Genomic DNA, 13,883 nt, shown 5'->3' with positions numbered 1-13,883 from the left:
TGGGTTTGGCTATGTTGAATGATTGTTACAAAATTAGATGTTGTGTGGAAAATTTATGTCCATTAAATAAAATGAGGTGTGTAGAAGTGAAAGTTCTTATCATAAATGGTGATTGCATTACGAAAAATTCGTCGGCAAATTTATGTCATTTAGCGTATATACGAGGATTGGTTGATTTAGGATATGAAGTAACTTTACTAAGTGCAGATTCAAAGGAATACGATGTTGACAAATCAATGATAATTCCCTCTTCGGTTAAGTGTATATACTATTATGGTACAACCATTTATGAAAAAATGTCAATAAGCAAAAACAAGAGAAAAGTTGCCCCCTTTGCGCGAGTCGATTATTACACAAATAAAAGCAAAGTGAGTTTTAAATCAAAGCTTATAGATTCTGCCAAACATTTTGTTTTGTCACTTTATGGTGTTCACGGTATTTATAAAAAATTTGTTAATAAAGCAAAGCAATTTAAATCAACTGAAGTTTATGACTATGTTCTCTCCATTTCAACACCGGCATCAAGTCATTTACTTGCCTATAAGTTGATTCATAATAAACATATTAGGTATAAAAAATGGATTCAGATTTGGGAGGATCCGTGGACTTCTGATGTATACGGTTTTAGTGGTTCTAAAAAAATAGAAAATGAGGAAAGAAGATTATTGTCCTTGGCAGAACATATCTGTTATGTCAGTCCGTTGACGTTGGAAAACCAGAAAAAACTATATTCTGAGTCTGCTCACAAAATGTATTGGGCGCCTTTGCCGTTTTATTATAAAAATGATGAACAAGGTTCAACGGTGAATAAATATAATAATTATGGCTATTTTGGCGATTATGCTCCTGTAAGTAGAAATTTAGCACCGTTTTATGCGGCTGCTAAAAATATAGATATTAATGTGAACATTTGTGGTAATCCCAGCAATCTGTTTGCTCAAACAGATAAAATCACAATTTATCCAAGGTTGCAATTAAATGAGCTTAAGCCTATTGAAGATAAAACTAATGTGCTTGTTTTTTTGTGTAACAGAAAGGGCGGACAAATTCCGGGAAAAATATATCAATATTCCGCAACTTATAAAACTATTCTGTTTATTCTTGATGGTACAGACGAAGAAAAGAAAGTGTTAAAATCATATTTTGAACAATTTAACAGATATATATTCTGTGAAAATACAGTTGAGGATATTGAACGTGCAATTAAGCTAATAGAGAACAATGATTTTGGTAATGTAAAAAATGAGCCGATTGATGAATTTAATCCGGCTAAAACAATTATGAAAGTTCTTGAAGGTTAGTATATGGATAGTAAATCGCTGATAAGTGTGATTGTTCCAATTTATAATGTTGAGAAATATCTTGAACGCTGTGTTGACAGCATTGTAAATCAGACATATAGAAATCTTGAAATAATCCTTGTTGATGACGGTTCGCTTGATAACTGTCCAAAAATGTGTGATGACTTTGCCAAAAAGGATTCTCGTATAAGGGTTGTACATAAGAAAAACGGCGGTCTGTCTGATGCAAGAAATTCAGGTATGAAAATTGCTTACGGAGAGTGCATTGTGTTTGTTGACTCCGATGATTACATTCATTGCAATATGATAGATAAAATGTATGGCGTAATGCTAAAAGATGGCAGCGAGGTTGTTTCTTGCGGTGTTAAATGGGTTGACGAAAATGGTGAGGTAATATCTGAACCTACAGTTGACAAGAATGAAATATTAGACACAAACGAAGCAATGCTTGAAATTATAATTGATGGTAAACTTAAGCAGCATGTCTGGAATAAAATGTATAAAACAGAATTGATTCAAGATATTTTATTTGAAAAAGGCAAATATCACGAAGATGTATTTTGGTCTTATCAAGTGTTCGGTAAAGCAAGAAAAACTTCTGTTATTGTTGATTCGTTTTACTATTATGTACAGCGGGATAACAGTATTATGGGTTGTGGCTTTTCTGAAAAAAGGCTTGATGTTTTAGAAGCAAATCGTCAAAGATGCGATTATGTAAAAAGGTATTTTCCTGCATATTATGATACTGCTATCAGCATTTATATGGGAACTTGTATGTATCAGATGCAATGTGCTTTGCATTCAAAAGCGGAAAAATATATCATTGATAATATAAAGGAAAATTTAAAATATAAAAACAAAGGTAATATTTTTAATTATGTTAAAGGAAAACAGGCTGTTTGGATGAAGTTGTATTTTGCGTTTCCAAAATTAACTTGTTTATTAAGAAATTGCTTAAATGTAGGAATTTAGTATGAAAAAAGTAATGTTAGTGTTTGGTACACGACCTGAAGCAATAAAAATGTGTCCGTTAGTAAATGAGCTGAAAAGCAGAAAAAATATAGTAACAAAAGTTTGCGTAACCGGACAGCACAGACAGATGCTTGATCAGGTGCTTGAAATCTTCAATGTTGTGCCGGATTATGATTTGTCCATAATGAAAGACAAGCAGACATTGTTTGATATAACAACAAATATTTTAAATAAAATCAAGGAAGTACTTGAGACTGAAAAACCTGATGTTGTGTTAGTTCACGGCGATACATCAACAACATTTGTTACGGCTCTTGCGTGTTTTTATATGCAGATTCCTGTTGGTCATGTTGAGGCAGGACTCAGAACATATAACATATATTCACCGTATCCCGAGGAATTTAACAGACAGGCTGTCGGCATAGTGGCAAGCTATAATTTTGCTCCTACAGAAATGTCAAAGAACAATTTAATTAACGAGGGTAAGAATCCCGATAATATTTTTGTAACGGGTAATACTGCGATTGATGCCTTGAAAACCACAGTAAGATCTGATTATACACACACTGAACTCGAATGGGCATCTGACAGCAGATTGATTATGTTGACTGCTCACAGACGAGAAAATCTTGGTGTACCGATGCATAATATGTTCAGAGCAATCAGAAGAATTGTCGATGAAACTTCTGATGTAAAGGTTATTTATCCGATTCATATGAATCCGGTTGTCAGAAAAGCTGCCGATGAGGAACTTGGGAATGATGACAGAATACATATCATAGAACCTCTTGATGTACTTGACTTTCATAATTTTCTTTCAAGAAGTTATCTTATATTGACAGACAGCGGCGGTATCCAAGAGGAAGCTCCTTCCCTCGGTAAACCTGTTCTTGTTATGCGTGATACAACAGAAAGACCGGAGGGCATAAAAGCGGGCACTCTGAAATTAGTCGGTACGGATGAAACCATAATTTACAACGAGTTTAAAAAATTGCTCACAGACAGTGAAGAATACGAAAAAATGAGCAAAGCGTCAAATCCATACGGTGATGGCTTTGCGTGTAAAAGAATTGCTGATATATTGGAGAAATAAATTATGAGTATTAAAGAATTGATTAAGAAAGTTATAGGATATAGTAATGTAAAAATGGATTCAAATTACTATCGTGAATTAGGTGCTGTGATAGGTGATAATGTTGTTATTGGTGCAAGTAGCGTTGTAACTCATGATATACCCAGTAACAGTGTTTATGCTGGAAATCCCGCGGAATATATTTGCCGTTTTGATGAGTTTTCAGAAAAACATAAGAATAACCAGATATCTCACCCTATATTTAGAAAATATAGATGGTATGATTGGCCTAACGCTTCAGCTGAAGAAAAAGAACAAATGAGAAAAGAACTAGAGGATAAATTTGGATATCTTTAATTTGAGGCGTGATGAAAAATATGAAGCATAAATATAAGATTACATTGTTTACCCCAACATATAACAGGGGATACATTATAAGTAGATTATATGAATCAATAAAAAGACAAACATTCAGGGATTTTGAATGGATCATATTTGATGATGGTTCAACTGATGATACCGAAAGCCTTGTAAATATTTGGAAGTCAGAAAATAATGATTTCCCCATTATATATATGAAAGGAAAAAACGGAGGTAAATGCAGAGCCACTAATCGTGCATTAGAGGTTGCTCAAGGCGAAATTTTCTTTACAATAGATTCGGATGATTACTTGACTGATGATGCCTGTGAAAAAATAAATGACTGGATGGAATCTATAAGAAATCTTCCTGATTACTGCGGTATAGTTGCCAATCGTGGACAATCGCCTACAGAAACAAGGAATACCACCTGGCGTGATGATCCAAAATCTCCTTGGTATAATAAACCGTATAGAGATGCAACATTTTTGGAGCGTTATCCTGAAACGACAAAATATCCGATTGACGGAGAGAGAGCAGAAGTATTTTGGACGGATATATTTAAAAAATATCCTTATCCTGAGTTTGATGGTGAAAATTTCATTACTCCCTGTATTCCATGGAACAGAATGGCTCACGATGGTTTTAAAATAAGAGTTTTTGAGGATATTATTTGGATATGGGAGTATCTTGACGATGGACTTACCGTCAAAGGCGCAAATAATAGATTTTTAAACAATCCGCAAGGTCATTTTCTTACGCATTATGAAAAAGCAAAGTTTTTGCATTATTCTTTTATTAAAAAGTTAAAAATGTATTATACTTTTTATTGCGATTTTTCAGATAGACTGCCAATCGAGAAAATTGCTGAATATTTGCATGCACCTAAATTTTTAATTAGTATGTGTGCCAAAGTACATAAATTAAGAAAATAATATGTAGAGTGAGAATATATGAGAAAAATTGTTATTACAGGTGGAGAGCTTCAAAACAAAGGAGCTCAATCTATGGTATTTATTTGTGTTTCCGAACTGCACAAAAGGTTTCCAAATCACGAGATTTTTGTAATTTCAGATTTCTATACAGATTCTAAACAGGAAAAAATTTTTTGTTTTAACATAAGAACATTCGGTACGGTTGTAGATGTTATTAGAAAAAATAACCTTAAACAAAAAATATATTATATGATAAAAGGTTATGACAAGAAAGAAAACGAGAAACAGAATGAATTTTTTCGTGATGTTGATTTGATGATTGATATTAGCGGTTACGGACTTGGTGATGCTTGGAACAAGTACGAAATTGAACATTATTTATATAGAATTGAGTGTGCAAAGTATTTTGGCATAAAAGTGTATCTTATGCCCCAATCGTTTGGACCTTTTAAAACATTTGATAAGTCTTTGTTAAAAAGAACTAAAAAGGCACTTGAGTATGCAAGCACAATATACGCAAGAGAGCGACAGGGATACGACTTATTGATAGAGAAATTTAAACTAAAAAATGTTAAAATATCTTATGACCTTGTACTGAATAATAAGAGTGTTGATTTGAACTCCGTATACAAAAATATTCCGATGTCGTGTGACTTTAATGTAAAAACAAATAGTATCGCAATAATCCCAAATGTTAGGAACTCAGTAGTATGCTCTGAAAAAATTTTGCTTGAGGCATACAAATCGTTAATAGATAAATTTATAGTATACGGTAAGAATGTATATATTTTAAGACATTCCAATAGTGATATTGATATTTGTGACAAAATCTTTAAAATGTTCCATAATAACAATGTCTTTTTGATTGAACAGGAATTATCATGTGTTGAATTTAGCAATATTGTAAATAAATTTGATTTTGTAGTCGCATCCCGTTTTCACTCTGTTGTACATTCATATAAGAATGCGGTTCCGTGCCTAACAATGGGTTGGGCAGTGAAGTATTTAGAGCTTCACAAACTCTTTCATCAAGAAAAATACTGCTTTGATGTGAGAAATAATTTTGATATATCAAAATTATTAAGTGCTGCGGAAGATTTGCTGAATAATCATTCAAATCAATCGGAAATTATTTCTAAAGAATTAAATCAAGTACAAAAACACAACATATTTGATGATATAAATTTGGAGAACTAAATGAAATCTGTTGCTGAAATACGAGATAATAATTTATGCTGTTCTTGTGGTATTTGCAAAAATGTTTGCCCTGCAAATGCTATAAAATACATAAGAGAAAACGGAATGTTTGTTCCTGAAATTTCCGATGTCTGTGTATCGTGTGGAAAATGTTATAAGGTATGTCCGTCTGTACAGCATAGTTATGAAAAAAACAACTTGCACCAAGCTATGGTTGGAAATTTAAAATTTGCAATAAACGCTTGGAGTAAAGACAGTGATATTCGTCATTTTAGCGCTTCCGGCGGTGTGATAACTACAATTGTCGAGTATCTGTTATCACACGATTATTATGATTATGTTTTTTCTGTGGATACATACAATTACCATTCTCAGGTAAAAACAAATAAGTATGACAAACACTCATATAACTTAAATGATATAAGCACACAAAAATATACTAAATCAAGGTATATACCTGTATCACATGAAAATTTAGTTGATTTTATCATGAATAACAGTGATAGTAAGGTAATAATAATTGCCACTTCGTGTGCTGTGCGTGGAATATTGAATGTTATAGATAAGTTTAAGCTTAACAGAAATAATTATCTGTTGTTGGGCTTATTTTGTGATCAGGTATATAATTACAATTGCTGGGAATATTACAGCGATATGTTATTTGATAATTACGGAGATATATCCGAATTTAATTTTAAAAACAAAGATAGTGGCGGTTGGCCGGGAAATATGAAATTTTATTTTTCTGACGGGAAATGTGTTTTTAAAAATAAATCAGAACGAGTTAAAATTAAAGACTATTTTAAACCTGAAAGATGTGTTTATTGTGTTGATAAGTTAAATGTTTTTGCTGATATTTCTTTAGGCGACAATTATACAGATCAAAATTCGTCTTCTTTAGGAAGCAATTCCGTTATTATAAGGACGAATTTAGGTGAGAAAATATTTAAACTTATTTCAGAGACAATCGACTACGAGCGTATTGATGTTGATAAAATTTGTGTTGCTCAATATTTTGATGGCAGAAAGAAAAATTATGAATTTTCTTTATTAAAAAATTCCGAGTTGAATGATAACTTTCAGCTCAATTCAGTTATGGATTATGAGCATAATTCAAATGCTGCTTCCGAATATAAAACAGTATTAAGAAATTTACATTATGGTGAAATATATCCACTGAATCGTAAGAAGCTTATTAAGCAAATACAGAAAAGTGGCAGAAAAACTAATCAATTAAAGAGAATATTTTGTGCATTATTAAGGAGATTGCATAATGAAAGTTAATCAACTTCGTGCGGGTACATTACTATCATATGTTAATCTTGCAATAGGTAGTATTATACCTATGATATATACCCCTATTATGTTAAGAATGCTTGGACAGGCTGAGTATGGTTTGTACAGCTTGTCAAACTCCATAGTTGGGTATTTGTCATTGCTGAACTTTGGATTCGGCAGTACCATCATCAGATACATATGTAAATATAGAGCAGAAGGAAAAAAAGAACAGGTAAGAAGTGTATTCGGGCTTTTTCTGCTCATATATGGAATAGTATCTGCTTTGGTAATTATTGGCGGATTTGTTTTAATGTTATGTACAGATGCGTGTTTTTCTAAAGGATTGACCCCACAGGAAGTTGATAAGTTAAAAATATTGATTATTATGATGGCGTTTAACACAGCCATTGCATTCCCAATCAGTGTTTTTTCATCAATTATCACTGCATACGAAAGATTTGTATTTAGAAGAGTTGTTGACATTTTTTCTACAGTATTAGCTCCTGTTGCTAACATTGTACTGCTATACTTTGGATTCGGCTCAATTGGTATGACCTTTTCAGGCTTGTTACTTAATTTTATTGCATGCCCTATCAATATATATTATTGTTTTAAAGTTTTAAAAATAACGCCAAAGTTTGTACGGTTTGAAAGTGCATTTATTAAAGAACTGCTTGTGTTTTCGGTGTACATATTTATAGGAACTTTGGTAGATATGCTGTTTTGGGCTACGGACAAGGTCATTTTAGGTGCATTGGTAGGAACTGTAGTTGTTGCTATTTATAATGTCGGTTCAACATTTAATAATATATTGATGCAGTTATCGCAAGCTGTATCTGGCGTAATTGGTCCTAAAATCAATTCAATGGTTACTTTGGACGGTGATAATACTGAGGCTTTGTCGGAAGTATTTATCAGAATCGGAAGATTACAGTACCTTTTATTGGCATTAGTAGTTTCTGGTTTTATAGCTTTTGGTCACCCATTTTTAATTATGTGGGCGGGTGAAAGTTATGGCGAATCTTATTATATAGCTCTATTAACAATGATTCCTCTGGTAATTCCGTATATTCAAAACACAGGATTAACAATTGTTATAGCACAAAATAAGCATAAATTCCGTTCTTTGGTTTATTTAGCAATAGCTATTTTAAATGCAGTATCCACATATTTTATAGTTCCTTATTGGGGTGGTTTTGGAGCAGCACTGTGCTCTTGTGTATCCTATGTATTAGGTCAGGGAATAATAATGAATATATATTATTATAAGGTTACTAAAATCAATATTCCTTTGTTTTGGAAAAATATTTTATGTATGTCATGGATTCCGGCCTTATTGTGTGTGATGACATTTGTTGTGTCAAATTTTATAAGCTTTTATTCATGGAGTGCATTTTTGTTTGCTGTTTTGATATATGCGTTATTATACTCAATTGGCAGTTGGTTTTTCTCTATGAATGATTATGAGAAGGATGCTATTCGTGTGCCAATTAGAAACCTGATGAATAAATTAAAAAAGCGAAAGGCGTGAATAAAAAATGAAAATAGCTGTGGCCGGAACAGGGTATGTTGGCTTGTCTATCGCTACTTTGCTGTCTCAGCACAACGAAGTTATTGCTGTTGACATCATTCCCGAAAAGGTAAAACTGATTAACGACAGAATACCGCCGATAAAAGATGAATATATCGAAAAATATTTCAAGGGAAAAAATCTAAATCTGTATGCTACCTTAGATTGTGAAAAAGCGTACAAAGATGCAGATTTTGTTGTAATAGCTACACCAACAAACTATGATCCAAAGAAAAACTATTTTGATACATCTGCTGTTGAAGATGTTATAAAACAAGTAATAAAAATCAATTCCAAAGCTATCATCGTTATTAAATCAACGGTACCGGTAGGTTATACTAAGCATATAAGAGAAGAGTTTGATTTTGATAATATAATTTTCAGTCCTGAGTTTTTGCGTGAATCAAAGGCATTATACGATAATCTATATCCTTCTCGAATTATTGTCGGTACGGATTTATCGGACAAAAAAGTTGTTGAAGCAGCAAATTTATTTGCCAAATTATTGAAACAAGGTTCTATTGCTGATAAAGTAAATATACTGATTATGGGTTCTACAGAGGCAGAGGCGGTTAAACTATTTGCAAATACATATCTGGCTCTCAGAGTTTCATACTTTAATGAATTAGATACTTATGCCGAAATGAAAAATCTTGATACTAAGGCAATCATTGACGGCGTATGTCTTGACCCACGAATCGGTAGCCACTATAATAATCCAAGTTTCGGATATGGTGGATATTGTTTGCCTAAAGATACAAAGCAGCTTTTGGCAAATTATAACGATGTTCCCCAAAATATGATTTCTGCAATCGTTGAATCTAATAGGACAAGAAAAGACTTTATAGCAAGTCAAGTTCTGAAAATGGCAGGATACTACGATTATGATAGTGAAAGTCAGTACGATGCCTCAAAAGAAAAAAAGGTTACAATCGGCGTTTTTAGATTAACGATGAAGAGTAATAGTGATAATTTCAGACAGAGTTCAATACAAGGTATCATGAAAAGAATTAAAGCAAAAGGTGCAGAAGTTATTATTTATGAACCAACATTGAATGATGGGGAATCTTTTTTCAGAAGCCGTGTTGTCAATAATTTAGAAGAATTTAAAGCTAAAAGTGACGCAATTGTTGCTAACAGATATAGCCAAATTCTTGATGATGTTAAAGATAAAGTGTATACCAGAGATATTTTTATGAGGGATTAAATGATTTAAATAGAATGTTTTTATACTATCCAAGTAAACCTATAAAAAATTTTTATGTTGACTTGTAAAAGCGTCAAAGCAGGTAATTATATTTTGTTAAACTGTACAAAGTTTTAATTCATAATTCGAAAGGAGAATAATAATGTCTTAGTTGAGGGAAGTACAATTATTTGATTTACAAATACTGAAAGATGTTGTAAGGGTATGTGATAATAATAATATTAAATATATGATTTCATCTGGTACTTTACTTGGTGCTGTCAGACACGGTGGATTCATTCCGTGGGATGACGATACAGATATATATATGCCACTTTCGGATTATAAAAAGTTTTTGAAAATAGCACAGCGTGAGTTGGGCGAAAAGTATTTTGTCCAAAACTACAAAACAGATAAGAATTATTCTGAAATGTGGACTCAGATAAGAGCAAACGGAACTACATCTATGCCTGTTAAGGCTTACAAATTTGATATTCATTATGGTATGTGTATGGATATTTTTCCGGCAGTGGGAGTAAGTGATGCTCCAAAAAAGAAATTAAAACAAAAAAAGGCTTTGAGTTTGAACAGATTGTTACTTCATGATGCCTATGCCAAAGCTGTTAATGAACCGATGAATTATAAACTCAAGCTAATTTATGCCATTCCAAGGTGTATAAGAAGAATGATTTGTAAAATCAACGAACATAGAATTATGCTCGATCCGATGAAATATAATCAATGGGCTGCTGTATGGTATTCAATGGAGATTTCGGTAATACAGCCAAAAAAAATTCTTGAAAAATTCACAAAGATAAAATTTGAAGATGAATATTTTAATACATTTGATGATTATGATTTGTATTTAAAAAATGTGTATGGTGATTATATGACGCCACCTCCTGAGAATAAAAGAGGTGGACATACCGATGAATTAGGAAATATTATTTTTGATTTGCATAAGGATTATAGCGAATACAAAAAAGAATTGTCAGAAAAGTATGATCAAAATGAAAAAAATATAAGGTCGGTTTTACAATGGGTGACTATATCTAAATATAAAAAGGGAGAAATGCAAGTTTATTTATTAGACAAAAATTCATGGACCAGTAAAAAAGCCGCAGATAAATTTTGTAAAATGGTTGAATTCGTAAGCTTATTGAAATGCACAAGCCCATAAATACTTGGACTTGTGCATATTTTTTACTTTTTCTTCTTTTTCAATTCATTTTTAAAGCATTTTTTATCGAATGAGGGGTTGAAGGCGTAGAAGTTCTTTTCGTTGAGTTTATCGGTCAAGAGGCGGAGGTTTTCGCCGAAGCGTTGGTAGTGAACGACCTCACGGGCACGCAGAAAGCGAATCGGATCTTTTACATCGTAGTCATCGCAGAATCTGAGAATGTTATCGTAGGTTGTGCGTGCTTTTTGCTCAGCCGCCATACTTTCGTGCAGGTCGGTTATCGGATCGCCTTTAACCTGCATTGATGCAGCTGTATAGGGAAAACCTGCTGCCGCCTGTGGGAAAATTCCGGTTGTGTGGTCAACAAAATAGTCACCGAATCCCTGTTCCTTGATTTCATCCTCGGTGAGGTCTTTCGTCAGCTGATATACTATTGCACCGATCATTTCAAGATGGTTAAGTTCCTCTGTGCCTATGTCGGTGAGAGTGCCCTTGAGTTCTGGCAGGGGCATTGCAAATCGTTGACTCAGATATCGTAATGACGCACCCAACTCACCATCCGGACCGCCGTATGGCAGAATGTTACTTATTTTGACTGAGAAATATGTTGAGGTGGGAGGCTTTGCGGTCAAATATTATTCTTTTTGTAATTATGGATAGTAAGTCGTTTTGCGTTTTTAAGGGATAATTTTCTTTAATCGAGAAAGCATCATTAATTAAATTGTTCTTTATGAGAATATTGATTGCTTTAATTACAACTTTTTCAATCTTTTCAATTCTTATGCTGTGCGATGAATGGCAGTTGCCGTGAATGTAGGCGGAGCATTGGAGAAAATTATTTTTAATCAGAACGAGGGTTGAATTGCAGTTTGAACACTTGACAAGATTTTGAATAAGGTGTCTGATTTCAGTTTGTTTATGGGAATGTTCTTTGCCTATTATTCTTTGCAAGAATAATATTTGCCTTGCCTGCTCAAAAATATTCTCATCAACAATCGGTTCGTGAGTGCCGTTTGAAATTATCAAATTTTCGTTATAGAAATCTCTGCCCGTTTTGCAGATTGGATTCCACCTGATTTTGCCGATATAAACGGGATTTTGCAGAATATATTCAACGGCACGGCAATCCCAGCGGTTGCCCTTGGCGGTTCTGATTTTTGACGAATTTAAGTTGTCACAAATCATATTTATATCTTTATTATTCAAAAAATCGGCAAAAATTTTACTGACAATTCGGGCTTTTTCAGCGTCAACCACAAGCCTTCCGTCTGTCACTTTATAGCCAAAGGGTGCAATGCTGACGATGCCGCCACGCTCGGCTTTTTCGGTCATTCCTCGCCTTACCTCACCCGAAAGCCGAATCGAATAGTATTCGTCCGACCATTCGATAATGCGTTCAATCAGCTTTCCGAAAGGACCGTCATCAACGGGTTCGGACACGCTGATGACTTCAATACCGTTTTTTCTCAACAGCGATTTATAGAAAATGCTTTCCTCCTGATTGCGGGCGAATCGTGAAAATTTCCAGACAAGTACGGATGAAAACATGGGAGGCTTTTGCTTTGCAAGGCTTATCATTCGGTTAAATTCAGGTCGCTTGTCGGCATATCTTCCCGAAATTCCGTTGTCACGAAAAATAAACTTTTCATCAATCAGATAGCCTTTTTCATCTGCAAATTTTCTGATGATTTTCAGCTGACTTGACGGTGAAAGCTCAGTTTGATTTTCGGTTGACACCCTTATGTATGCCGCCGCATAGTGATTTTGGTTGTAATAATCAGACAAATTAGCCACCTCTTGCAGTAATAATTCTTTTATGCAATAATATGCCTGCGATTGGAAGAAAATTCTTCGGCAAATTTCTCGAAAACACTTTACTTTGCTAACGCACTAATGTATAATATACAGAGGTTGTTTTGCAAGGTGATTTGCAGAACATAGGTAGAGAGTATATCAGATTACGGAGGAATAATTATGAAAAAGAAAAAGTTACTTTCTGTACTTCTTGCAGGTGCAATGTCAGCGTCAATTTTTGTAGGTTGCGGTTCTTCTGCAACGGACTGGGATTATATCTCAAACAAGGGAGAGCTTGTTATCGGTGTTACATATTTTGAGCCGATGAACTACCTTGATGCAGACGGCAAGCTTACAGGTTTTGAAACTGAGTTTGCAGAGGCAGTTTGCGAGAAAATGGGCGTTACTCCAAAGTTCCAGAAAATTGACTGGGATTCAAAAGAGGTTGAGCTTAACTCAAAGACAATCGACTGCATCTGGAACGGTCTTACAATTGATGACGACAGAAAGTCAACAATGGATATTTCAACTCCTTATATGGAAAACAAGCAGGTTATGGTTGCAAAATCTGATGTTGCAGACAAAATCAAGTCAGCAGATGACCTCAAGGATAAGACAGTAGTTGCAGAGAAGAAGTCAGCAGGTGAAACTGTTGCTCAGACAGACGAGTTCTTTTCAAGTGCAAAGTATGTTTCAGTTGACGCACAGGCTAAGGCTCTTCTCGAGGTTAAGTCAGGCACAGCAGATGTTGCGGTTATCGACTATGTAATGTCAATCGGTACACTTAAGAGCGGTTCTGACTACGCTGACCTCAAGGTTGTTGACGGCAAGGACTTTTCACCTGAGCAGTACGGTATTGCACTTCGTAAGGACAGCCCCGAAACACTCAAAAAGCTTAACGATGCTATTCAGGCAGTTGCCGATGACGGCACACTTGATAAGATTGCTGAGAAGTACAGCCTTAAGGATCTTCTTCTTGTAAAAAAGAAATAATTTAATTAAAATAAGCTTGTACATACAGGGCGGACTATGTTCGCC

13 protein-coding genes are annotated in these 13,883 nt (G+C 34.1%); 11 read left to right on the top strand and 2 right to left on the bottom strand.

Going from position 1 to position 13,883, the window contains the following annotated elements; all coding sequences use genetic code 11:
• Positions 1–86 precede the first annotated feature (86 nt).
• From QDI94_RS05190 to QDI94_RS05145, 10 genes are all read left to right on the top strand, one after another.
• Positions 87–1,301 carry a glycosyltransferase family protein gene (locus QDI94_RS05190; RefSeq protein WP_278867730.1) on the top strand — a complete coding sequence of 405 codons (1,215 nt, stop codon included), beginning with the start codon at positions 87–89 and terminating at the stop codon, positions 1,299–1,301.
• Positions 1,302–1,304: 3 nt separating this feature from the next.
• Positions 1,305–2,273: a glycosyltransferase gene (locus QDI94_RS05185; RefSeq protein ID WP_278867728.1), complete on the top strand. Its 969-nt coding sequence runs from the start codon at positions 1,305–1,307 to the stop codon at positions 2,271–2,273.
• Between the two features lies 1 nt (position 2,274).
• Complete coding sequence (gene wecB / locus QDI94_RS05180; protein ID WP_278867725.1) at positions 2,275–3,366, top strand: non-hydrolyzing UDP-N-acetylglucosamine 2-epimerase; 1,092 nt, start codon at positions 2,275–2,277, stop codon at positions 3,364–3,366.
• Positions 3,367–3,369: 3 nt separating this feature from the next.
• Positions 3,370–3,702: an LbetaH domain-containing protein gene (locus QDI94_RS05175; RefSeq protein WP_101028622.1), complete on the top strand. Its 333-nt coding sequence runs from the start codon at positions 3,370–3,372 to the stop codon at positions 3,700–3,702.
• 11 nt (positions 3,703–3,713) lie between these two features.
• Positions 3,714–4,640 carry a glycosyltransferase family 2 protein gene (locus QDI94_RS05170; protein ID WP_101028621.1) on the top strand — a complete coding sequence of 309 codons (927 nt, stop codon included), beginning with the start codon at positions 3,714–3,716 and terminating at the stop codon, positions 4,638–4,640.
• A gap of 18 nt (positions 4,641–4,658) precedes the next feature.
• Positions 4,659–5,837 (top strand): polysaccharide pyruvyl transferase family protein, encoded by a 1,179-nt coding sequence (locus QDI94_RS05165; RefSeq protein WP_101028620.1) that lies wholly within the window; start codon positions 4,659–4,661, stop codon positions 5,835–5,837.
• Positions 5,838–7,121, top strand: coding sequence for a Coenzyme F420 hydrogenase/dehydrogenase, beta subunit C-terminal domain (locus QDI94_RS05160; RefSeq protein WP_101028619.1), 1,284 nt, complete (start codon positions 5,838–5,840; stop codon positions 7,119–7,121).
• The gene (locus tag QDI94_RS05155) at positions 7,111–8,646 is read left to right on the top strand and encodes an oligosaccharide flippase family protein (RefSeq protein ID WP_242958555.1); all 1,536 of its coding nucleotides are present in this window, start codon (positions 7,111–7,113) and stop codon (positions 8,644–8,646) included. The genes QDI94_RS05160 and QDI94_RS05155 overlap by 11 nt, the downstream gene beginning before the upstream one ends.
• Before the next feature lie 7 nt (positions 8,647–8,653).
• Positions 8,654–9,892 (top strand): nucleotide sugar dehydrogenase, encoded by a 1,239-nt coding sequence (locus QDI94_RS05150; RefSeq protein ID WP_101028617.1) that lies wholly within the window; start codon positions 8,654–8,656, stop codon positions 9,890–9,892.
• Between the two features lie 151 nt (positions 9,893–10,043).
• Positions 10,044–11,051 (top strand): LicD family protein, encoded by a 1,008-nt coding sequence (locus QDI94_RS05145; protein WP_101028616.1) that lies wholly within the window; start codon positions 10,044–10,046, stop codon positions 11,049–11,051.
• A gap of 23 nt (positions 11,052–11,074) precedes the next feature.
• On the opposite strand, the gene QDI94_RS05140 is transcribed toward QDI94_RS05145, so the two are convergent.
• Together QDI94_RS05140 and QDI94_RS05135 are read right to left on the bottom strand one after the other, a co-directional pair.
• A complete protein-coding gene (locus tag QDI94_RS05140; RefSeq protein WP_242958559.1) occupies positions 11,075–11,641 on the bottom strand; it encodes a manganese catalase family protein in 567 nt (188 codons plus the stop codon).
• On the bottom strand, positions 11,634–12,836 hold the full coding sequence (locus QDI94_RS05135; RefSeq protein ID WP_278867715.1) for a recombinase family protein: 1,203 nt from the start codon (positions 12,834–12,836) through the stop codon (positions 11,634–11,636). Before QDI94_RS05135 ends, QDI94_RS05140 begins: the two co-directional genes overlap by 8 nt.
• Positions 12,837–13,025: 189 nt before the next feature.
• Between QDI94_RS05135 and QDI94_RS05130 the strand changes: the two genes are divergently transcribed.
• Positions 13,026–13,838: a transporter substrate-binding domain-containing protein gene (locus QDI94_RS05130; protein WP_278867712.1), complete on the top strand. Its 813-nt coding sequence runs from the start codon at positions 13,026–13,028 to the stop codon at positions 13,836–13,838.
• The last annotated feature ends 45 nt before the right edge of the window (positions 13,839–13,883 follow it).

Source organism: Ruminococcus bromii, assembly GCF_928721825.1.
In the GTDB taxonomy this organism is placed as follows: Bacteria; Bacillota; Clostridia; order Oscillospirales; family Acutalibacteraceae; genus Ruminococcoides; species Ruminococcoides bromii.
The sequence above is the reverse complement of the archived record's forward strand: the minus strand, read 5'-3'. Positions and strand labels throughout refer to the sequence as shown.